General features: G+C 66.6%; 22 protein-coding genes. 11 read left to right on the forward strand and 11 right to left on the reverse strand.

Going from position 1 to position 21,460, the window contains the following annotated elements:
• Nucleotides 1-58: 58 nt before the first annotated feature.
• Nucleotides 59-229, reverse strand: coding sequence for a hypothetical protein (locus tag MKW15_RS03865; RefSeq protein ID WP_240856249.1), 171 nt, complete (start codon nt 227-229; stop codon nt 59-61).
• A gap of 323 nt (nt 230-552) precedes the next feature.
• On the reverse strand, nt 553-1,512 hold the full coding sequence (locus MKW15_RS03870; protein ID WP_240856250.1) for an 8-oxoguanine DNA glycosylase OGG fold protein: 960 nt from the start codon (nt 1,510-1,512) through the stop codon (nt 553-555).
• Between the two features lie 151 nt (nt 1,513-1,663).
• Here MKW15_RS03870 and MKW15_RS03875 point away from each other — a divergent pair, with 151 nt between their 5' ends.
• The 4 genes from MKW15_RS03875 to MKW15_RS03890 all read left to right on the forward strand — a co-directional run bounded on the left by MKW15_RS03875 (nt 1,664) and on the right by MKW15_RS03890 (nt 5,156).
• Nucleotides 1,664-1,984 carry a putative quinol monooxygenase gene (locus MKW15_RS03875; RefSeq protein ID WP_240856251.1) on the forward strand — a complete coding sequence of 107 codons (321 nt, stop codon included), beginning with the start codon at nt 1,664-1,666 and terminating at the stop codon, nt 1,982-1,984.
• Between the two features lie 148 nt (nt 1,985-2,132).
• Entirely contained in the window at nt 2,133-3,326 is a 1,194-nt protein-coding gene (locus MKW15_RS03880; protein ID WP_240856252.1) for a thiolase family protein, read from the forward strand.
• Nucleotides 3,319-3,993 carry a TetR/AcrR family transcriptional regulator gene (locus MKW15_RS03885; protein ID WP_374246103.1) on the forward strand — a complete coding sequence of 225 codons (675 nt, stop codon included), beginning with the start codon at nt 3,319-3,321 and terminating at the stop codon, nt 3,991-3,993. Before MKW15_RS03880 ends, MKW15_RS03885 begins: the two co-directional genes overlap by 8 nt.
• Before the next feature lie 14 nt (nt 3,994-4,007).
• Nucleotides 4,008-5,156, forward strand: coding sequence for an acyl-CoA dehydrogenase family protein (locus MKW15_RS03890; RefSeq protein ID WP_240856253.1), 1,149 nt, complete (start codon nt 4,008-4,010; stop codon nt 5,154-5,156).
• 24 nt (nt 5,157-5,180) lie between these two features.
• Here the strand turns inward: MKW15_RS03890 and MKW15_RS03895 are convergent, their stop codons facing one another.
• Nucleotides 5,181-6,062, reverse strand: a complete 882-nt coding sequence (locus MKW15_RS03895; protein ID WP_240856254.1) for a LysR family transcriptional regulator — start codon at nt 6,060-6,062, stop codon at nt 5,181-5,183.
• Between the two features lie 159 nt (nt 6,063-6,221).
• Between MKW15_RS03895 and MKW15_RS03900 the strand changes: the two genes are divergently transcribed.
• A complete protein-coding gene (locus tag MKW15_RS03900) occupies nt 6,222-6,647 on the forward strand; it encodes a DUF6325 family protein (protein WP_240856255.1) in 426 nt (141 codons plus the stop codon).
• Here the strand turns inward: MKW15_RS03900 and MKW15_RS24345 are convergent.
• Nucleotides 6,639-9,269 (reverse strand): LuxR C-terminal-related transcriptional regulator, encoded by a 2,631-nt coding sequence (locus MKW15_RS24345; RefSeq protein WP_276614557.1) that lies wholly within the window; start codon nt 9,267-9,269, stop codon nt 6,639-6,641. The two genes, MKW15_RS03900 and MKW15_RS24345, sit on opposite strands and share 9 nt — an antisense overlap.
• 342 nt (nt 9,270-9,611) lie before the next feature.
• On the opposite strand from MKW15_RS24345, the gene MKW15_RS03915 reads away from it, so the two are divergent.
• The 3 genes from MKW15_RS03915 to MKW15_RS03925 are packed head-to-tail and all read left to right on the forward strand — an operon-like array spanning nt 9,612 to nt 12,577.
• A complete protein-coding gene (locus tag MKW15_RS03915; RefSeq protein WP_240856256.1) occupies nt 9,612-10,922 on the forward strand; it encodes a DUF1254 domain-containing protein in 1,311 nt (436 codons plus the stop codon).
• Between the two features lie 56 nt (nt 10,923-10,978).
• A complete protein-coding gene (locus MKW15_RS03920) occupies nt 10,979-11,515 on the forward strand; it encodes a GNAT family N-acetyltransferase (protein ID WP_240856257.1) in 537 nt (178 codons plus the stop codon).
• A 6-nt stretch (nt 11,516-11,521) separates the two neighbouring features.
• Complete coding sequence (locus MKW15_RS03925; protein ID WP_240856258.1) at nt 11,522-12,577, forward strand: LLM class flavin-dependent oxidoreductase; 1,056 nt, start codon at nt 11,522-11,524, stop codon at nt 12,575-12,577.
• Between the two features lie 2 nt (nt 12,578-12,579).
• Here MKW15_RS03925 and MKW15_RS03930 read toward each other — a convergent pair whose 3' ends face one another.
• Complete coding sequence (locus MKW15_RS03930) at nt 12,580-12,978, reverse strand: hypothetical protein (RefSeq protein WP_240856259.1); 399 nt, start codon at nt 12,976-12,978, stop codon at nt 12,580-12,582.
• 131 nt (nt 12,979-13,109) lie between these two features.
• Between MKW15_RS03930 and MKW15_RS03935 the strand changes: the two genes are divergently transcribed.
• A complete protein-coding gene (locus tag MKW15_RS03935) occupies nt 13,110-14,084 on the forward strand; it encodes an EamA family transporter (protein ID WP_240856260.1) in 975 nt (324 codons plus the stop codon).
• A 249-nt stretch (nt 14,085-14,333) separates the two neighbouring features.
• On the opposite strand, the gene MKW15_RS03940 is transcribed toward MKW15_RS03935, so the two are convergent.
• The gene (locus tag MKW15_RS03940) at nt 14,334-15,410 is read right to left on the reverse strand and encodes an alpha/beta hydrolase (protein ID WP_240856261.1); all 1,077 of its coding nucleotides are present in this window, start codon (nt 15,408-15,410) and stop codon (nt 14,334-14,336) included.
• Nucleotides 15,411-15,481: 71 nt separating this feature from the next.
• Between MKW15_RS03940 and MKW15_RS03945 the strand changes: the two genes are divergently transcribed.
• Together MKW15_RS03945 and MKW15_RS03950 are read left to right on the forward strand one after the other, a co-directional pair.
• The gene (locus tag MKW15_RS03945; RefSeq protein WP_240856262.1) at nt 15,482-16,744 is read left to right on the forward strand and encodes a MurT ligase domain-containing protein; all 1,263 of its coding nucleotides are present in this window, start codon (nt 15,482-15,484) and stop codon (nt 16,742-16,744) included.
• Nucleotides 16,741-17,463, forward strand: coding sequence for a type 1 glutamine amidotransferase (locus MKW15_RS03950; RefSeq protein WP_240856263.1), 723 nt, complete (start codon nt 16,741-16,743; stop codon nt 17,461-17,463). Before MKW15_RS03945 ends, MKW15_RS03950 begins: the two co-directional genes overlap by 4 nt.
• Here MKW15_RS03950 and MKW15_RS03955 read toward each other — a convergent pair.
• The 5 genes from MKW15_RS03955 to MKW15_RS03975 form a co-directional block, all read right to left on the reverse strand.
• On the reverse strand, nt 17,425-18,165 hold the full coding sequence (locus tag MKW15_RS03955; RefSeq protein ID WP_240856264.1) for a uracil-DNA glycosylase: 741 nt from the start codon (nt 18,163-18,165) through the stop codon (nt 17,425-17,427). The genes MKW15_RS03950 and MKW15_RS03955 overlap by 39 nt on opposite strands.
• Before the next feature lie 18 nt (nt 18,166-18,183).
• Nucleotides 18,184-18,681, reverse strand: a complete 498-nt coding sequence (locus tag MKW15_RS03960; protein ID WP_240856324.1) for a uridine kinase family protein — start codon at nt 18,679-18,681, stop codon at nt 18,184-18,186.
• A gap of 65 nt (nt 18,682-18,746) precedes the next feature.
• Nucleotides 18,747-20,360 carry an alpha/beta fold hydrolase gene (locus MKW15_RS03965; protein WP_240856325.1) on the reverse strand — a complete coding sequence of 538 codons (1,614 nt, stop codon included), beginning with the start codon at nt 20,358-20,360 and terminating at the stop codon, nt 18,747-18,749.
• Nucleotides 20,361-20,452: 92 nt separating this feature from the next.
• Nucleotides 20,453-21,064 carry a recombination mediator RecR gene (gene recR, locus MKW15_RS03970; RefSeq protein WP_240856265.1) on the reverse strand — a complete coding sequence of 204 codons (612 nt, stop codon included), beginning with the start codon at nt 21,062-21,064 and terminating at the stop codon, nt 20,453-20,455.
• A 28-nt stretch (nt 21,065-21,092) separates the two neighbouring features.
• Complete coding sequence (locus MKW15_RS03975) at nt 21,093-21,458, reverse strand: YbaB/EbfC family nucleoid-associated protein (protein ID WP_240856266.1); 366 nt, start codon at nt 21,456-21,458, stop codon at nt 21,093-21,095.
• Nucleotides 21,459-21,460: the final 2 nt, after the last annotated feature.

The raw sequence follows: 21,460 nt of genomic DNA on the forward strand, positions 1-21,460 counted from the left end.
GCCCATCATCGGTGTTGCAGATGGCCGTCCGATTGTGCCGCCCGAGAGAACCCGCTGCTCAGCTGCCGTCGTCGCCTCGAGCAACGGCGAGAATCCGAGGGTCGGTAGGCTCGCCATTCGCTTCGTTGGCGGCTATCACCATGCGAGCCGCCGCTTGACGCACCACAAGTGGGCGCACGCGACGACGTCCACCCGCGGCGGGTGAAGGGCTGGCTTCTGTCCTGGTCATGATGCCTCCTCACGTGCCAGTATGAGGTCGGAAGATCTCCGCTGTCACCCTCGTATGCCAGAGCCTGCGGGCTACCCCATGCTGCGAAGACTCTACGATCGGCGCGACTTGCCAACCTCGACCGCTGCAGCTTCGCCAGCACGTCGAAGCCGACGATCTGCGCGTCAACGTCGTCGGACAAGGTGTGATCGACACCCAAGTAGCGCGACGCCACCATTCCGCCCGGCGGTCGGCATATGTTCGTTGAACCAAACCAGCTATGCCACCGGCGAATCCCACCGCTCCGACGAGAAGAGTCGCCCAAACCTGGGCTGGCATGACGCCTACGACCGATTCCCGAGTCGCCCTCGGAAGCTGTCGCGCTCGTCGTACGGATCGCCGACGACGCGCAGGCGCGGCGATGTCGATCCGATCGACCCGCCGACAACGTTCTTGATCTTCTCCCCGATCGTCGAAAAGTCATATGCCGCAGTCGACATCGGGTACATGTCGGCGATCAGCGCCAGCCAGTGATAGATCTGCTTCAGATCGCTCTCGCTCAGCGGTCCGTGCATCCAATCATCACTGTTCCAGGTTTCGCGGTCGTCCCAGTTCTGCCACGGATAGTCCCAGTCGGTCGGCGGTGACACCGAGAACAGGCCGCGCACGATGACGTCGTTCCGATCGGTACCGGCCTCGACCCGCCAGCGGTCGACCAGCCGCGTGTAGGCCGCATATTCTGTTGCCGCCCAGCTGTTGTCACGCACTGTCCGCCAGCCGGCCCACCTCAGGGTGCGGGCAATCTTGGCGTCGATCGGCTGACACGGATGGTGCGGGGCGCCGGCACCCGCGAAGTAGAGGTACCAGGTGAATCCGGTGGGGCCGAGCCGCGCGATGACATTGCCGATGCGCTCAGGTTTGAGCAATGCGTACGCCTCGGCAGGATCGGTCCGACTCGTCGTCGCGGTGCGCATGAGGAGGGCACCGAGGTGATCGCGATCTGCAGCGACCGCGGCGATGCGGCGCTTGGCGTCGGTCATCTTCTGGCCCTGGCAGAACGCCACGGTGTGCCAGAGCAGCGAGATGGCCGCGGCCGGGCTGCTGACGGCGTCCTCGCCCATGCGGAACAGGTCACGGCGAGAGATCCGATCGGCAGTCAGTTCAGGCAAACCGTGAGCAGACAATTCTGCGTTCCACTGTGTCCGATTGACGTGCACGGTATCGGTGAAGATCTCGGTGGTCCGGTCTCCGGCAGCGAGCCACTCGGACACCAGGGCGGGGAGCTTGAGATTGTTGTCGGTCATGTTCACTTGGACGCACCTCGGCCCGATCCGGTTCCGTCCGCCTGCCGGGACATCTCGCGAATTCCGCCTAGGGGACCCCGCGGATCGCCTAGCGTGATCGACGTCTGGACCCTCGTCCGGGCGTTGATCCACGTCAGGAGCGAACTCACCCATGTCCGAAGTCATCGTCGTCGCGACCATCTCTCCCAAGCCCGGTGAAGAGGACAAGGTTCGGGCAGCCATCCTCGCGGCGATCCCGAAGGTCCACGACGAACCGGGTTGCGAGAAGTACGCGCTGCACGAGGCGACGGGCGATTCGACCGATCTGGTGATGATCGAGCGCTGGCAATCGATCGAGGCGCTCGGCACGCACGGTGGTGCGCCGGCGCTCACCGAACTCGGCGCGGCGATCGGCGACCTCCTCGCCGGCCCGCTCGACGTCAAGACCTTCACCGCCGTCCCGGCCGGGGATGCCGGCAAGGGCGCGATCTGACCACACGGGTTGTCGATTTTCGACCCAGGTGTTGTCTCCGCGCTTGAGTACGTGCTAGACCAGTAGAACGAGCGTTAGATCGGTACCGGGATTCCGGCCGATTCCGCTGTAGTCAGGCGATTCATCGTTCTTCTGAGAGGACCTGCTCATGCCCGAAGCCGTCATCGTCGACGTCGCCCGCCTCGCCTCCGGAAAGGGCAAGCCCGGCGGCGCCCTGTCGGAGACCAAGCCCGTCGAACTGCTCGCCCACGTCCTCAAGAACATCGTCGAACGCAACGACCTCGACCCCGCCCTCGTCGACGACGTGATCGGCGGATGCGTCGGGCAGGCCGGTGAGCAGGCCCTGAACATCTCCCGCACCGCCCTGCTCTCGGCCGGATTCCCGGAGTCGGTGCCGGCCACCACGGTCGACCGGCAGTGCGGCTCCAGCCAGCAGGCCGCCCATTTCGCCGCTCAGGGCGTGATCGCCGGCGCGTACGACGTGGTGATCGCAGCCGGTGTCGAATCGATGAGCCGGGTGCCGATGGGCTTCTCCGTCGCAGGCCAGAAACCGCACGGCCCGAGTATCGCCGCACGCTACCCCGACGGCCTGGTTGGCCAGGGCATCTCCGCAGAGCTGGTGGCGGCGAAGTGGAAGCTCGACCGCGAGGCACTCGACACCTTCGCCGCCGAGTCACACAAGCGTGCCGCACAGGCCACAGCCGACGGATTCTTCGACCGTGAGATCCTGCCGATCGACGTCGTCGATGCCGACGGGAACACCGCCACCCACCGCGTCGACGAGACGATCCGCGCTTCCACGACCGCCGAAGGACTCGGCGGCCTGAAGTCGTCGTTCTACTCGGAGGCCTACGCCCAGCGCTTCCCCGAGATCAACTGGCACATCACGCCGGGCAACTCGTCGCCGCTGACCGACGGCGCGTCGGCCGCGCTGATCATGAGCGACACCATGGCGTCCAAGCTGGGCCTCACGCCCCGCGCTCGGTTCCACACGTTCGCCCTCGCCGGCGACGACCCGGTCTTCATGCTCACCGCGCCGATCCCGGCCACCCACAAGCTTCTCGACCGGGCCGGACTCACGATCGACGACATCGACGCCTACGAGGTCAACGAGGCCTTCGCGCCGGTGCCGATGGCCTGGGCGCACGAGTTCGGCGCCGACCCGGCCAAGCTCAACCCGCGCGGCGGCGCCATCGCGCTCGGACATGCTCTCGGCTCGTCGGGCACCCGGCTCCTCGCAACGCTCGTCAATCACCTCGAGGACACCGGCGGACGGTACGGCCTGCAGACCATGTGCGAGGGCGCGGGCATGGCCAACGCCACCATCATCGAACGTGTCTGACACCATCACCGCACAGACGTCACCGGCCGCCGGGCTCCCGCCCGGTGGCTGGCGCAGCACCGAACCCACTGCCCTGTCGCCGATCCTGGCCGCCGCCAAGAGCGCGTTCCACGAGCGCGGCTTCCACGGCACCTCGACCCGCGACATCGCTGCCCGCGCAGGCGTTTCCCTGCCGACGCTGTACTACCACCACGAGAGCAAGCAGGGCATGCTGGTCGCAGTGCTGCAGGCCGCGATGGACGCGGTGTTGAGCCGGGTCCGTGCAGCCATCGCCGAGGCAGACACACCCGCCGGGCAACTCTCGAATGCGATCGAGGCCATCGTGCTGCATATGACAGCCGATCTCGAACTGGCCAGCACCGCAGGCGAATTCCGATACGTCGAACACGATCACCCGCAGCGCGCGGAGTATGTGGCGCTTCGGACCGAGATGGAGGACCTCGTGGAAGGCATCCTCCAACGCGGTTTGGACGCAGGCGACTTCCACATCGACGGCGACATCAAGGAAACCCTGCGCTATCTGCTCGGCGCCTGCCAGGCCGTCTCGATCTGGTATCGGCCAGGGGGCGCCCGTACCCCGACTCAGGTGGCCCAGTCCTACGCGGCCACCTCCATGCGCGCCGTCGGCGCCCAACCGAACACATCCGTTGTCCTAGCACCTATCTGAGGAGTTGAATCACATTGAAGCGCACCATCTTCAACGAAGACCACGAGGCACTGCGGGCAACCGCACGGGAGTTCCTCGCTCGTGAATGCGCACCCCACAGCGACGAGTGGGAGGCCAACGGCCAGGTCGATCGCGAGATCTACAAGAAGGCCGGCGACGCCGGACTGCTCGGCTTCAACATCCCCGAGGAGTTCGGTGGCGGCGGCAGCGAGGACTTCCGATTCAACGCGGTCGTCGTCGAAGAATTCGCCAAGTTCGACGGAGCCGCGCCGGGCCTGAGCCTGCAGAACGACGTTCTCGCCCCCTACTTCCTGCACCTTGCGAACGAGGAGCAGCGCAAGCGTTGGATGCCCGGAATTGCCACCGGTGAAACCATTCTCGCGGTCGCCATGACCGAGCCGGGAGCCGGATCGGACCTCGCCGGCATCAAGACGTCGGCCAAGAAGGACGGCGACGACTACATCGTCAACGGCGCCAAGACCTTCATCTCGGCGGGCATCAACTCCGACCTCGTGGTGGTCGTCTGCCGCACCAACCCCGATCCGGGCGCCGGACACAAGGCGTTCTCGCTGCTCGTCGTCGAACGTGGCATGGAGGGCTTCGAGCGCGGCCGCAAGCTCGACAAGATGGGCCTGAAGTCGGCCGACACCGCCGAGCTGAACTTCAACAACGTGCGTGTACCCAAGGAGAACCTCCTCGGTGAGGAGAACAAGGGCTTCTACCACCTGATGCAGAACCTGCCGTCGGAGCGCCTTTCCATCGCCATCGGCGCCATCGCCAGCGCCCGCGCGATCTTCGACGAGACGCTGCAATACGTCAAGGACCGCAAGGCATTCGGCAAGCCCATCGGAACCTTCCAGCACAACCGGTTCGTGATGGCCGAGCTCGCCACCGAGCTCGACCTCGCCGAGGTCTACATCGACCGCTGCCTGCAGGCCGTCCTCGACGGCGATCTGTCGGCCGTCGATGCGTCCAAGGCCAAGTGGTGGTGCACCGAACTCGGCAAGCGCGTCATCGACGCCTGTGTGCAGTTGCACGGCGGCTACGGCTACATGAACGAGTACCGAGTGGCCCGCGCCTACAAGGACTCTCGCATCCAGACGATCTTCGGCGGCACCACCGAGATCATGAAGGACATCATCGGTCGGGATCTGGGCCTGTAACGCCCGGTCGACGGGTCGGGGGCGCTACTTCGCGAGGTCACTGGCTTCGCGGAGTAGGCCCACGACGCTTCCGACAGCACTGCGGCCACCCGGACGGGTCAGCGCCTCGTACACCCTCGCGGCCCGAACACCCTTCAGCTCAAGCCTTCTCACCCCGGGATGACGCACGGCATAGCGTGGCATGAGGGCGATCCCATGACCGCCCGCAACCAATGCCTCGATGGTGGTGAAATCCAGCATTCGCTGCGTCACCCGTGGAGCCACTCCGGTGATCGCGGAGATCGACAAAAGCACATCGTCGACCGGGAAGCCACCCTCGACGGAGATCCAGTCGAAATCGGCCAGCTCCGACACCGATACCGAATCACGCAGAGCCAGTTCCGATGCCCCGGAGGCAATCACGTCAACAGGCTCGCGCATCAGTTCTGTCACCACCACCCGCGGCAACCTGACCGACGCGGTTCGCTCGTCGCGGTGGGTGACGACCACGTCATGGTCGGCGAGCGCCGGTGGCGCCTCGGGATAGCCCACGTCGAGGTGCGACGCGTCGATGTCGATGCCGGCCGCGGCCGCACCGTCGAGCACTGTGGGCAGCAGCAGCGTCGATCCGGACGGGAACATCGCGAGCCGGACAAGCGCATTGCCACCGCGATAGGACGCCATCTCCTCTTGTGCGCGCTCGATCACGGCGATCACCTCATCGGCACGCAGAACCAGCGCCCGTCCGGCCGGGGTCAGACGAATACGCCGACCGTCCTGCTCGACGAGTTCGACGCCCGCCTCGCGTGCCAGGACCTTCAGTTGCTGCGACACCGCCGACGGCGTGAGATGCATGGCGTCGGCCACCGCGCCCACCGAACCGCGGTCGGCGAACTCGCGCAGGATGCGCAACCTCTTGATGTCCATGAAGAAAGGCTACGTCAACCACCGAAGACCGTTCGATGATGCTTAACCGCGGATCCGAGTCGTTCGGTTGCGCGCAGCACCCCGTTCACCCGATCGGGATGAGGACATCGGACCCGGCTACCTCGACACTTGGGTACACACAACCGCCGAGGAGGTTCGATGCCCGATTCGACCGAACTCGGACCTGTGGATTACGTTGTCTATGAATTCCCGGACAGTACAACATCTTTCGGCAACGCCATGACAATCGAGCTCGCCGGGCTCGTACGGGACGGCACCATTAGGATTCTCGACCTCCTGGTGTTCTCGCGCCGCGACACCGGCGAGATCGACGTCGTCGAGGTCGAAGAACTCGTCGACAGCGGACTCACGGTCCTCGATGGCACAACTGCCGAACTCCTCGCCTGGGAGGATGTGGAGAACCTGGCGTCGTCCATCTCGCCCGGACGTTCGGCCGCCGTCATCGTGTGGGAATACCTGTCGACCGCATCCTTCACCAGGGCGGCACGTGCAAGCGGCGCGCAGCTGGTGGCGCGCGGCCGTATTCCCGGTCGGGCGATTGTGTCGGCCCTTGCCTCAGAGTAGATTTCGCTCGCGGGCACGCTCGACGGCGGCGCGGCGGGTGGAGACCCCGAGCTTGCGGTAGATCGATTGCTGGTGCGTCTTCACGGTGTTCACCGAAACAAACAGATCTGCCGCGATCTCGGCGGCCTTGTACATCGTCGGAAGATAGCGGAGAACGGCCAGTTCTCGTTCGGTGAGGTGACTGTCGGCCGACTCGTCGTCCTCGATCGGACGGCGGGGACCGTCGGCCAATTGCTCCAAGACATGCTCGACAAAGCGTTGATTTCGTTCTCCGACAACGTGATATCGCTCAAGCAGCTTCGGAACCGAGGGGCCGCCGACGATGAATGGTCGCACCGCACCCACCGGTTCCGCCAGCGCGATGGCCTCGCCGATCCGTACGAGCGCATCGGAGTCGCGACGCAGCATATGAGCCGCAACGGCTCCGAGCACCGCGGCCTTGGCAGCGATCACCCGGTACGGAGCAAACCGTGCGGCGTTGCCGAGCACACGAAAGACTTCCTCCGGGTGGCCCGTCCGTAAGTAGAACTGCGCCAGCAGCGTACGTTCCAGGGCGGCGGCGTAGTCATCACCCTCGGGCGGTTCGACGAGCACCGAATCGGTCGCCGCGCCTTCCATCAGGTCGACGTCGGTCATGGCAACATGCGACCACCGTCGCAACAGGTCAGGCAGGGCGCCCGCCGCGGCACACACTGCGGTCAGCCGCACTCGCGCCTCTCGCGCCGCGAACACATCGCCGCGGACGACGGCGATCCGGACCGCGGCGATCTCGAGCAAGACTCGCGCCCCCGCATCGGATTGCGTCCTGCTGCCCCGACATCCGCGCTCCACGGCGGCCTCGGCGAGTTTCAGTTCGTTGCGCTCGAGGTGCATCAGCGCCGCCGCGGCGTACAGCGCGGTGACCTGCGGCTCCCGACTCCAGCCTCGACGGTCCACCGTGGCGAGGACCTCACCCACCTGCCGGCCAACCGCCGGAAGCGCACCGTGGATGACGTCGATGATGGTGAGGTAGGCCGAAGCGGCGATCGCCATCAGGGAAATGCCTGCGCCCGCAGCGCGATCCCGACACACGGCCAGAATCTGGCTCGCGGCTTCCAGGTCACCGCGATGCATCAGCCCGATGCCGCGGGCGTTCTCGGCGATGAGCAGGAGCCCGGCCGCACTCGGCAGCTCCGAACTCGGGACGCTCCGCACGATCGTCGCGACCGCCGCACCGCGGTCGACAAGTTCGGCGAGACGGCTGATTCGCGCGTGGACCATCTCACACAGCGCGATGATGAGTCGCGCGGGAAGGCCTTCCTCGGCGAATTCCTTTGCAGCCATTGCATTCTGATGCATCGCTGCGAAGTCGCCACGTTGAAACTCGGCGACAGCGGCGATCAGGAGAGTGGCCACGGTGGGGCCGCGCGAATTCTGCACCGTGGCCGGACTCATCGCGGCGACGAGAGCGGGTGCGTGCGGTGAGAGGATCAACGGAACCGCCACGGTCGCCAGGACCGTCAGCATCTGATCCCAGTCGGCCGCCAGCCCGAGATGCCGCAGACCTTCGATCGGGTCCCCCGCACCGACAAACCAGGCTGCCGCCTTTCGGTGCAAAGGAGCCGCGATGTCAGGGTTTTCGGCGTCGAGCCGGGAACGCAGCAGCTCACGCAGCAACGGATGGTAGCTATACCAGCCCTCCCGATCGGTCAGCTGCACCGTCAACGCGTTGATCGCCACCAGCCCATCGAGCACGGTTCCACTGTCGGCTCGGCCGGTCAGCGCCCGCGCCAGGTTTGCGTTGATAGGGTCGGCAATACTGGTGGCCAGCAAGAACTTACGATCGCTCGGCGCGATGTGATCGAGCACCTCTTCGAGCAGGTAGGCGGCGACGAGCCGCTGTTTGCCGCCGAACCTGCGCAGACCTTCGTGCAGGTCGCCGCGGTCGGCAGAGAGCAGCAGAAGCCGGAGGCCTGCGGGCCAGCCGGCCGTCTTCTCGACGATGACGTCGATGTCGGCGGACGACACGTCGGCACCCGCTCGACGGCAGAACTCCTCGACCTCGGGCCTGGTGAAGGCGAGTTCGTCGGCGCCGATCTCGACCAGGTCACCGGCGATCTGGCGGCGCCGCAGACGCAGTGGCGGCTCGGTCCTGGTGATCAGCACCAGGCGCAGCGTCGACGGCCGGCGATCGAGGAGTTCGCTGATGGAGGCGATCACCTCCGGATCGGAGATCGTGTGAAAGTCATCGACCACGAGGACCGTGTCCGCCCTCAACTCGCACAGTGCGTCGAGGATCCGTTCGAGCTCGGCCGAACCGAACTCGACGCCCGGTGTGAGGTCGGCAAGTGCCGCGTTGCCGGAGTCACCGTCGGCGTCGGTGATCGCCGCGACCACGCCAAGCCAGAACGATCGCAGGCCACCTGCGCCACCTGCCACCAGCCAGGCGATGTGCTGGTCGGTCTTCGACGCCCATGCGGCCACTGCAAGGGTCTTGCCGTAGCCGGCTCCCGCGCAGACCACGGTCAGAGGATGGCGCACGCCTCGGTTCAGCGCGTCGGCAACGCGCGGACGGCGCACGAAACCGGGCGGCACGGCCGGGCGTCCACCGCTCGGCACCACCTGCAGAGCCGGCTGGCCCATCGCGCACCTCAGTTCCCCGGATCTTCACGACACGCTGCAGTAACGCGTCCGTACTCGAAGGAATCGTAGACGGTCGGTCATACGAACCGGGTGACGCATGGACAGAACATTGTCGGTGACGATGTGGTCGGTCGGCGTCGACCGTGGTGCTCGGAGAGTGTGGAGGTGGAGATGATCCGACCTGGCCGCCTGCAACGAGGTGCCGTCATCGGGCATCCCGTGGTGCGAGCAACGCCCGATGACAACGCTGCCGACGTGGTCAGGGCGGCCATTCGGCGGCGCCGTGAGAGCAGCGCCGACCATGCTCCGTCGACCCAAACTCCACCGACCGCGAGGGCGGACATGACAAGCTCCCCGAACGACAACCTGGCCACATTGGCCGCCGAGGCGTACACCTACCTGTACCCACTCGTGACGATGGACGTCACCCGGCGACAGCAGACATCGCCGCGGTCGCCGTCGGGCTTCGGTGGCGCGAATCGCTTCAACCACTTGCGGGCGTTCCCCACCGCCGAGTTCCGCTCGGTGGTCCGCCCCAACTTCGACACCCTGTACTCGATGGTCTGGCTCGATCTCACCGGCGGACCGGTGTTGATCGAGGTTCCCGAGGCCGATCGCTACTACATGCTGCCGTTCCTGGACATGTGGACGGACGTTTTCGCGGCGCCGGGCACCCGGACCACCGGCAACGGTCCCGCGCGCTACGTTCTCGTCGGTCCGGGGAACGTCGGCCTCGACAACGGCGTGATCCCCGACGTCGCGACCCTCATCATCACTCCGACTCCCCACGTGTGGGCGATCGGCCGAGTCCAGACAAACGGCCCATCCGACTACGCCACTGTCGGCAAGTTTCAGGACGGACTGTCGATCACCGAACTCACACCCGGCAACCTCGCGACGACCGGCGGCGACATCGACGTGCAGACCGAACCCGTGCGACTCGTCAACGGGTTGTCTGTGGTGGAGTTCTTCGCCTGGGCGGCCGAGATCCTGGCTGTCAATCCTCCGCATCCGACCGACTTCTCCGTGCTGGCGCGGATCGCGCGCATCGGACTGGTGCCGGGCATGCCGTTCGATGCTGCGCAGTTCGACGACGCAGCGTTGGCCGAACTCGAGAAGGGCCGGGCTGCCGCGCTGGCGAAGATCACCGACCTTTCACACCTTGCGCAGCCGGTGAACGGATGGATGACCCTGACGAACTCGATCGGGGTCTACGGCAACGACTACCTGCAGCGTGCACGCATCACGCTGCTCGGCCTCGGGGCGAACCCGGCCGACGACGCCGCGTACCCGGTGCTGGTGGCCGACGCGGACGGCACACCACTCGACGGGGACAACGACTATGTCATCCACTTCCCGGCCGACGGGCTGCCACCGGTGGACGCGTTCTGGTCGGTGACCATGTACGACGCGGAGGGCTATCAGGTGGCCAACGAGCTCGACCGATTCGCCATCGGCGATCGAGATCGCTTGCGGTACAACGACGACGGTTCGCTGGATCTGTATCTCCAGCACGCCGATCCGGGCGCGGACAAACGGGACAACTGGCTGCCCGCACCGCGTGGCACCCTTGGCGTGACGATGCGCCTCTACCAACCCCATCCCGAGGTTCTCGATGGCCGCTGGACTCCACCTGCGGTCGTGCGACGCTGAGAGCGTAAGACGAAAGGGCTACTGTCTTATCGTTTTTCGCGGACTACGATCTGGACATGACCGATGACCTCGTGATCAGACCGGCGATCGAGGACGACGCCGCGGGTCTGTTCGATCTCCGTGAACGCGTGGCCGCCGAGGGGGTGTGGATCGGCTCCGAGGCCCCACTCGACCCGGCGCGCGAGCGCGGACTCTTCCGGTCGCTGGTCGATTCCGAGGACAAGGCACTGTTCATCGCGCTCATCGGCGACGACATCGTCGGCGGTCTCGGTATCGCCTTCGGGTTGCCCGGTGTCACCGAGTTCGGCATGCAGATCGACCGCGCCTGGCGACACCGCGGAATCGGCAGTGCACTGATGACCGAGGCCATCGCGTGGAGCACCGAGCGCGGAGCCCACAAACTCGAACTCCAGGTCTGGCCGCACAACGGTCCGGCGATCGGACTCTACGAGAAGTTCGGATTTGTGCGAGAGGGTTGTCTGCGGCGGCACTACCGGCGCCGCTCCGGCGAACTCTGGGACGCCGTGGTCATGGGACTGGTGCTGGACACCGCATCGCCGGGGTCGGAATTAAACGGACCGCGGTACGTTTAGACGGTTATGAAGAACATCGGTTTCCTCTCCTTTGGCCACTGGTCCGATTCCCCCGGTTCGCAGGTGCGGTCCGGGTCCGACGCCTTGCTGCAGTCCGTCGAACTGGCGGTCGCAGCCGAGGAACTGGGCGCAGACGGCGCCTACTTCCGTGTGCACCACTTCGCCCGCCAGCTCGCATCACCGTTCCCGCTGCTGGCAGCCATCGGCGCGCGCACCAACCGCATCGAGATCGGCACCGGCGTGATCGACATGCGCTACGAGAACCCTATGTACATGGCCGAAGACGCGGGCGCCGCGGACCTGATCTCGCGCGGCCGCCTGCAGCTGGGCGTCAGCCGTGGCTCACCCGAGCAGGTCATCGACGGCTACAAGTACTTCGGCTACGTCCCACCTGAGGAATCGACGGCAACACGCGACCCGCTCGCTCCGTTCCCGGCGCCGGACGCCGATATGGCGCGTCAGCACACCGACGTCTTCCTGAAGGTCATCGAGGGCAAGGGATTCGCGCAGCCGAACCCTCGGCCGATGTTCCCCAATCCGCCCGGCCTGCTGCCCATCGAGCCGCAATCACCCGGGCTCCGGGATCGGATCTGGTGGGGCGCAGGCACGCGTGCGACGGCCGAATGGACGGCCCGCCAAGGCATGAACCTCATGAGTTCAACCCTGCTGACCGAGGACACCGGAGTGCCGTTCCATCAGCTGCAGGCAGAACAGATCGAACGCTTCCGCAAGGTCTGGGCCGACGAGGGGCACGAGCGCATACCACGAGTCTCGGTGAGCCGCAGCATCTTTGCGCTCATCGACGATCGCGATCGGATGTACTTCGGACGTGGTGGTGCCGAGGACGACCAGGTCGGCGTGATCGACAACAGCGTCGCGCGATTCGGTCGGAGCTACGCTGACGAACCCGACAAGCTCATCGAGCAACTACGCGAGGACGAGGCGATCGCGGCCGCCGACACGCTGCTGCTGACGGTACCCAACCAACTAGGCGTCGAATACAACGCACACGTGATCGAGTCGATCCTGACGCATGTGGCGCCGGAACTCGGTTGGCGCTGAATTCAGATCCCGAGGATGCCCGCGGTGGTGTTGCTCGCCCAGGTCGCGATGTCGTTGATCTGGCCGCGCGGCGCATAGAGCCACAGTGTGGGGCTGCTCTGCCGGCCGCACCTCAACACCACCGGGTGCCGGCCGGCCTTCACCGCCGCACCCGACACGGTCGCCGTGCCACCGGTCGAGATCGGCACAACCTTGTTCCCGACAAAGAGCTTGCACCTCTCCGACCGTGCGTCGCCCTTGTCGAAAGTGACCTGCCAATCGGTGTTGCCCGAAATCGACACAGCGATGCGCGGGCCGACGACGGCCCGCGCGTCGGCCGCACCGATCGTCGTGCCCACCCCCACCGCCGTCACGGCGAGAACTGTCGCTGCACCCGAAAGCATGACCCCGAATCTGCTCATGCCGGAATGATGCCACACCGGGTCGGCATTGTGGCAAGCCTCACCACCGGGCAATTAATGTAGCAAGTATGAACTATCTATGCGGATAAATTCGATTGTCCTTCACCGATTCAGGCCGCACGATGGCAATCATGTCCCCACGTGATCGCGCCCTCGGCCTGGCAGTCGTCCTCCTGTGGGGTTTCAACTTCATCGCCATCCGCCTGGGCCTCGACCACTTCCCACCGTTCTTCTTCGCGGCGCTGCGGTTCGCGGTCATGGCGATCCCGGTGATGCTGTTCGTGCGGTTCCCCAAGGTGCAACTGCGCTGGTTCTTCCTGTACGCAGTCGGTTTCGGCACACTGCAGTTCGCGTGCTTGTTCCTCGCGATGGAGTTGGGCATGCCGACAGGTCTCGCCTCACTCGTCCTGCAGACCTCCGCGCCGTTCACCGTCATCCTCGGCGTCGTGTTCCTGCGGGAGCGCATGGCGCCGCTGCAGGTGATCGGAATCGTCGCGGCGGTCGGCGGAATGGCACTCATCGCGGTGGATCGGACCGCGCACAGCAGTCTGGGTGTCGGCGCGTTGTTGCCGATCGCGCTCACCGTCCTCGGCGGATTGTCCTGGGCCTTCGGCAACATCGGCGGGCGGCTCGCACAGCCCGACGACGCCCTGCGCATGACGCTGTGGATGTCGGTGATCCCGCCGATCCCGCTCTATGCCCTCAGCCTTGCGGTCGAGGGACCGTCGGCCGGATTCGACGCGGTCGCCACCCTCGGCACCCACACCGGCATCCTCGCGTTGTGCGGTCTCGCCTACGTGGTGCTACTCGGCACTATCGCCGGTTCGGGAATCTGGACCTCGCTCATGTCCCGGCACGCGGCCAGTCGCGTCGCACCGTTGTCGCTGCTCGTGCCCATCGTCGGCATCAGCGCGTCGTGGGCGTTTCTCGGTGAGACGCCGACGATCGTCGAGCTGGCCGGGGCCGCTGTCGTGATCGTGGGGTGCGCGGCAGGCGTGCTCGCCGCGCCGGTGTCCCGACCGCATTTGCCGGAAACTCCGTCGGCCGACGACAGCGCCGAGCCCCAACTCGTCGGTGCCGCGGCTCCCGGTCGCCGGCTGAGATGAGGTGACGGCGACGATCGTGGCGGCGGGAAGAACGCCTCCCCGCCGGCTAGGTGCGAGCCTGCGAGCTTCGGCCCAGTGAGATGACATTGTTGTCTCACCAGGCCCTTCGAGGCTCGTCGCTGGCGCTCCTCGCACCTCAGGGAGCGGTGGGGGCGTAGCGGACCGTCGCTGGCGCTCCTCGCACCTCAGGGAGCGGTGGGGTCGAAGCGTTTCCGCAGTTCAGGAGGCCTGAAAGCAGTACTCTTCGATTCAGTCCTCGGGCTGCACCTTCTCGATCGCTTCACGAACGGCCTCGTTGACCCGGTCCACGGCCGCGCGTGCACCGGCGCTGATCAGCGTCATGTTGGCGAAGGCGTGGATCATGGCGCCCTCTCGTTGCACCGTGACCGGAACTCCGGCGTCGACCAGCCGCTGCGCATACTCGAGGCCCTCGTCGCGGAGTGGGTCGAAGCCCGCCACCACGACGTGCGCGGGAGCGAGGCCGCTCAGGTCCTCGGCCAGCAGCGGCGAGCAGCGTGGATCGGTGAGCATCGCAGGTTCCGGCACGTAATGGTTGTTGAACCATTCGAGCCGCTCCTCGGTGAGGAACAGGCCAGACTCGAACTCGCGGCGCGACGGCCGCACATTCCCCAGATCGGTGATCGGATAGAGCAGCAGTTGCAGGCACGGGGTCACGCCGTCGCCGCGGACCTGCTGAGCCACCACCGCGCTCAGGTTTCCACCGGCACTGTCGCCGCCGACGACGATCCGGTTCGGCGAGCGCCCCCAGCGAGGCGCCGCCTCGACCGCAAACCGCCATGCCGCGACCGCGTCCTCGACGGCAGCCGGAAAAGGGTGCTCGGGGGCGAGCCGGTAGTCTACCGACAGCACGTCGACGTCTGCACCCAGGGCCAGTCGCCGGACGAGACCGTCGTGGCTGATCCGACTGCCGAGGACGAAACCGCCACCGTGAAAGAACACCAGCAGACCGGACGATTCCTCGCGGGCACGGTATCGCGTCGCCGGGATCGGCCCGCTCGGCGAGTCGATGACCAGATCTTCTTCGACCGCGAACGGCGGGAACTTCTCGGCCAGTCCCGCAGCACCCTCGTCGACACCACGACGCGAGGGCTCCACTTCTGGACCGCCGAGACCCATCCCGGGGATGTGCGCCGCCGACCAGCCCACGGCAGCCATCTCCGGCGCCAGCCGTTCACCGTCGGCGTTCACTCGCGTGCGTCTACCGAACAGCGGAGAGACCAGGGGTTGCAGCTTTCCCATCCCCGACATGAGGGCGCGCTGGGGTCGGGCGAGGGGCGACAGCTTCATCGTTGTGGCACGGCTCACAGCAGGGACCTTACGCGGCGTGCGCATCTGCGCACACACCCGTGCCGAAGTCCTATGACAGACTCGTCCCCATGCCCGACCGTGTACCTGTCCGCACCTCGATCGCGTTGACGGCTGCCGCCGCGGCCCGCTGGGCGTCGCGCACGGCAGGACGAGGCAAGGGCTCGATGATCGGCGGTCTCGTGGCCGCAAAGATCGACCCCGACATCATGCGACGACTCGCCGCAGGCAAACGGACCGCGATCATCACCGGGACCAACGGGAAGTCCACCACCACTCGGATGACCGCTGCGGCACTCGCCGAGATCGGTGAGGTGGCCACCCAGGCCGATGGCGCCAACATGGACGCCGGGATCATCGCCACCCTGACGCTGCAGCGCAGCGCACCGGTGTGCGCGCTCGAAGTCGACGAGTTGCACGTACCGCACGTCAGCGACGCCGTCGACCCCGAAGTCCTTGTGCTGCTCAATCTCTCCCGCGACCAGCTGGATCGCGTCGGCGAGATCAACATGATCGAGCGACGGCTGCGCGAAGGAATCTCGCGCCATCCGAAGACGACCGTCGTCGCCAACTGCGACGACGTGCTGGTCACCTCTGCCGCCTTCGACGCGGAGCATGTTGTGTGGGTGGCGGCCGGCGCGAGCTGGGTCGGCGACTCGGTGAGCTGTCCACGCACCGGCGAGCCCATCGTCCGATCCGACGACGGTTGGTATTCGACCGGCGACCAATCGTTCCGTCGACCCACCCCGGATTGGTGGGTCGACGACGAGAACATCTATGGCCCGGACGGCTTCCGGTCGCGCCTCGATCTCGCGGTACCGGGGCGGGCCAACCGGGGCAACGCCGCGCAGGCGGTCGCGGCAGCGGTCGCGATGGGCGCCGATCCGGACAAGGCCGTCGCAGCCGTCGGCACCGTCGGCGAGGTCGCCGGACGGTATGGCATCCACCAGGTCGGCAATCACTCCGTGCGCACTCTGCTCGCCAAGAACCCGGCCGGCTGGCAAGAGGCCCTCTCCATGATCGACCAGGACGCCGACGGTTTGGTGATCGCCGTCAACGGCCAGGTCCCCGACGGCGAGGATCTCTCGTGGCTGTGGGATGTGCGGTTCGAGGCATTCGAGACCATGGCCGTGGTCGCCGCCGGCGAACGTGCCGCCGACTTGTCGGTCCGGCTGCTCTACGCGGGCGCCGAACACACCACCATCCCGGATCCCGTGCGCGCCATCGCATCCTGTCCGCCGGGCCGCGTTGAGGTACTCGCGAACTACACCGCGTTCCGCGATCTGGGTATCGCCCTGGATCGTGCCGCTCGGTCCCGGAGGGGTGAGCAATGAGCGAGTCCACTGTGCGGATCGGGCTGGTCCTGCCTGACGTGATGGGCACCTACGGCGACGGCGGCAACGCGCTCATCCTGCGGCAGCGCGCCCGGATGCGCGGCATCGACGCCGAGGTCGTGCAGATCACGCTCGACGACGAGGTACCCGAGTCCCTGGACGTCTACACCCTCGGTGGCGCAGAGGATTACGCCCAGCGGCTCGCCACACGCCACCTGACCAAGTTCCCCGGGTTACAGCGCGCTGCCGCGGCCGGGCGTCCGGTCCTGGCCATCTGCGCGGCCATCCAGGTGCTCGGACACTGGTATGAGACGTCGGCCGGCGAGCGCGTCGACGGCATCTCGCTGTTCGACCTCACGACGTCGCCGCAAGCGGCTCGCAGCATCGGCGAACTCGTCACCGACCCCGTCATCGACGAACTCACCTCGCCGCTCACCGGATTCGAAAACCACCGTGGCGGAAGCACACTCGGCTCCGACGCCCGGCCACTCGGCCGGGTGCGACACGGCGTCGGGAACGGCGTCGGCGACGGCACCGAAGGTGTGGTGCAGGGTTCGGTCATCGGAACCTACATGCACGGACCGGCACTGGCCCGCAATCCGGAGTTGGCCGATTTCCTGTTGGCCCGGGCGATGGGCGTCGAACGACTCGACCCGCTGGAACTACCCGAAGTCGACCGCCTACGACGCGAACGGCTCGTCGCCGGACGACGCGGCTGAGTTCCCCGGATCGACTCCCGCGAATTCTGCTGCGGCAGTAAGCACATCGACGACCATCGGTAAGGTCAGCCGGCCGGTGAAGGTGTTGTGCTGGCTGACGTGGTAGCAACCGAAGACGACGATCTCCTGCTGCCCCCGAGCCAGCGATGCCGTGGCACCGTGGGCGAACACCGGCCGCGGGCGCGGCACGGTCCAGCCCAGTTCCGCGAGAGTGTGCAGTGTCTGACGCCATCCGAACGCACCGAGCGCGACCACCGACCGCATGCTGGGTGCCAGCAACTCGAGCTCCGCATGCATCCAGTGCGCGCAACGGTCCCGTTCTTCGGGGGTCGGCTTGTTCTGCGGCGGTGCGCAATGCACCGGTGCCGTCATTCTCGTTCGGTACAGCTTCATCCCGTCGTCGGCCGACACTGCGGTCGCTTGATTGGCCAGCCCGGCCTCGAAGAGCGCGGCGAACAGCATGTCGCCACTACGGTCACCGGTGAACATCCGGCCGGTCCGGTTGGCACCGTGGGCGGCAGGGGCAAGGCCGATGATCACGATTGCGGCGTCGGTCGGCCCGAAGCCGGGTACCGGTCGGCCCCAATAAGTCTCGTCGGCGAACGCTGCCCGCTTCTCCTGCGCGACGCGTTCACGCCATTCGACGAGCCGCGGGCAGGCGCGACATTGCACCAGTTCCCGGTCGAGGTCGGCGATGGTCATGCTCCGAGCCTATGCCGATCAGTCCAGAACCCGACAACGCTCTCGGGTGCGGTCGACGGCAAACCATCCGCGCTCGAACTGTTGCCACTGTGCGAGGTGGGGTCGCGCTTGCTCGCCGTCGCGTGCGACGGCGCGTTCGAGCCGTTCTTCCGCGGGTGGACCGTCGAGCCACAGGGTGTGCGTCAGCCGGTTCGCGATCCGACGCCGAGCCGACGACACGCCTTCGATGACCAGCAACGGTTGCCAGCGATACCAGACGCGGGGTCCGGGCTCGGGCACCCCGTCGTGCCAGACACGCGGCCGGTACTGATAGTCGTGGCGGCGGATAAAGGCGTGCAGCACATCGGTTTCCAGCTCCGGCCACCACGCCACCGGGTTGTCCCAGGTGGCGAAGTCGTCGGTGCGGACGAGGACCGCGCCGGTGCGATTGGCGGCAAGTTTGGCCATCAGCGCGTCGGCAACGCGGGATTTGCCCGCGCCCGACGGTCCGTCGATCGCAACGATCCCCGACACCATCTCGGCGGCGAGAGCGTCGAGCCGAGCGTCGACTGCAGGATCGAGCCCTGCCGCCGCGACGGGTGTCACCAGCCGTAACCGACCCGCTCGCTGCGCGACGCGGAGGTAGGGCCGGGCAGACGGGTGAGCGGCGTGGTGATCGGCGCCTGCGGTGTCGACGTCACCGACGTGTGGCCGGTGATCAGATACTGGGCGATGGCGGCGTCGAGCGGACGGTTCCCGCGGGCGAGTTGTCCGTGATCACCGCCGCCGACCGTGATGAGGTGTGCACCCATCTGCGCGCGCAACGTCATCGCGCCGCGATAGGGCGTCTGCGGATCCCCGAGGCTGTTGATCAGCAACGGTTGCACCGCAAGCCCACGGTTTCGGGTGGCCACCGGCCGGACGATCGGAGTGGTTCCGGCGCAGGCGATTCCGGCGCCCCAGAACAGTCCGGGAGCGTCGAAGACGTCACTGACGACGAGGTTGCTGAAGAGCGCCGCAGGGATCTGCGACGGCTGCGCCGGGTACTGATTCTCGTTGCACATGATGATGTTGTGCATATTGCTCGACGCCTCGGCGGCGGCGATCTCCTCCTGCGTCGGCTTGACGGCCTTCCGACGCGGGAGCTTGTTGGCCAGGCGCAATGCGACGATCGGCCAGTAGTTGCGGTCGGGCGCGAGCTGACGCGTCCCGACGAGCAACGACGAATCCGACTGCTCCTTGCCGGTCAGCATCGTCGCGACGAAGTTCTCCCACCGCGCCCGCACATCGGCAGTCAGGTTGACGCCCGCAATGTACTGCTGCGACACGGCTTTCAGGCCTGGCGGAACATCGCCCACCTGTGCAGGCGGCGCGGCCAGTGAGGGCGGTACACCCGCCTGCTTCTCCACCAGCGCACTCCACTTGCGGTACACCGCGAGTGGTGTCTTCCCTAGGTGATAGATGTTGTCGTGCTGGGCAATCCACGTCATCATCGCGTTGACCCGCGCCTTGTACCCGGGCGTCTGGTCGTTGCCGACACGATTCCACACACCGGTCGGGTCGACGGCCGAGTCGAGCACGAGACGATCGGTGTGCTGCGGGTACAACGTCGCATACGTGGCCATCAGCGTGGTGCCGTACGAGAGTCCGTACAGACTGAGCTTGTTGACTCCGAGAGCGCGTCGCACCATCTCGATGTCTCGTGCGGTGTTCTCGGTGGTGATGGTCGACGGATAGCCCGGGCTCTGCCGCTCGCAGCGTTGCCGATTGATCGCGCCGTAGTTCATCAATGCTTCGATGTCGTTGTCGGCGTTGAACTTTGCACACCGAATCGGCGTGGCGCTCCACAGCCCACGTGGCTGGACGGCCACCAGGTCGAAGCGGTCGCGCACAGGTGCGGGAGGTGGCGCCCACGAGAAGAGGCCGAGCGCGTCGCCGCCGGGACCGCCCGGATTGCCGACCAGCACCCCGATCTTGTGCGCCGGGTCGCGGGCGGGGATGCGGCTGACGGTCACGTTGATCGTCGGACCATTCGGCTTGGCGTAGTCACGCGGCACAACGACCGTTGCGCACTGGACGGCACTGCTGGTGCTGTGCACCTTGGGGCAGGGACCCCACTGCAACGACTGCGGGGCCGCGACAGCTTGCGGCGGGGTAGTCAGTACACCCGCGGCGGCGCCGATCGCCACGACGGCACCCAGCAATCGCACACCCATTCGGTGTTTCAACACACACTCCCCCGTCTCGGCATCCCTATATCTCTAGCAGACGCCGTCCCGGCACGCGCCGCCGGAAAGGCCGCAGCGGCTCAGGCGAGGATACGACGACCCGACAAGGCCCGCCCGAGTGTGAGTTCGTCGGCGAATTCAAGATCTCCGCCCATCGGAAGCCCCGACGCCAGTCGCGTCACGGACAGTCCGGGGAAGTCCTTGAGCATGCGCAGCAGGTAGGTTGCGGTCGCCTCGCCCTCGGTGTTGGGATCGGTGGCCACGATGATCTCCGTGACGTCGTTGCCGTCCTCGGTGTTCGCCAGACGCCGGAGCAACTCGCGAATGCGCAGTTGATCGGGCCCGATCCCCGACAACGGGTCGAGTGCACCTCCGAGCACGTGATAGCGGCCGTGGAATTCCTTCGTCCGCTCGATGGCGTGCACGTCCTTGGGCTCTTCGACGACGCAGATCTTGGTGGCGTCGCGCCGGGCGTCCGAACAGATGCGGCACAGCCGGTTGGCCGACACGTTCCCGCATTCGGCGCAGAAGGTCACGTCGTCGCGCACCCGACCGAGGGCGGCGATCAGCCGGTCGATGTCGACCTTCTCGCCCGCGAGCAGCGCAAACGCGATCCGTTGGGCGCCCTTGGGCCCGAGTCCCGGCTGTTTGGCCAGCTCATCGATCAGGTCCTGGATCGGTCCCTCGTACATCGGTGGTCCCGGCTTCTTCGGTGGGGCCTCAGCCGAGTCCCGGCAGGCCGCCGAGTCCTCCGGCGAGCGGGCCCATCTTCTCGGTCGCGAGCGTTTCGCGCTTCGTCGACAGATCGGCGAGTGCCCCGAGCACCAGGTCTTGCAGGGTCTCGACGTCGTCCGGGTCGACGACCTTGGGGTCGATGGTCACTGCGGTGATCTCCCCGGTGCCGTTGCCGGTGACGGTGACCAGGCCGTTTCCCGCGGTCCCGACGACCTCCGTCGCGGCGATCTCGTTCTGTGCGTTCAGCAGCTGCTCCTGCATCTGCTGGGCCTGGGCCAACAGCCCGGCCATCGGGTTGTCGCCACCCCCGCCGCCGCCGAACAGTGCGCTGGGATCGAAAGGTTGAGTCACCC

The sequence above is a fragment of the Gordonia gummivorans genome (genome assembly GCF_022513585.1).
GTDB lineage: Bacteria > Actinomycetota > Actinomycetes > Mycobacteriales > Mycobacteriaceae > Gordonia.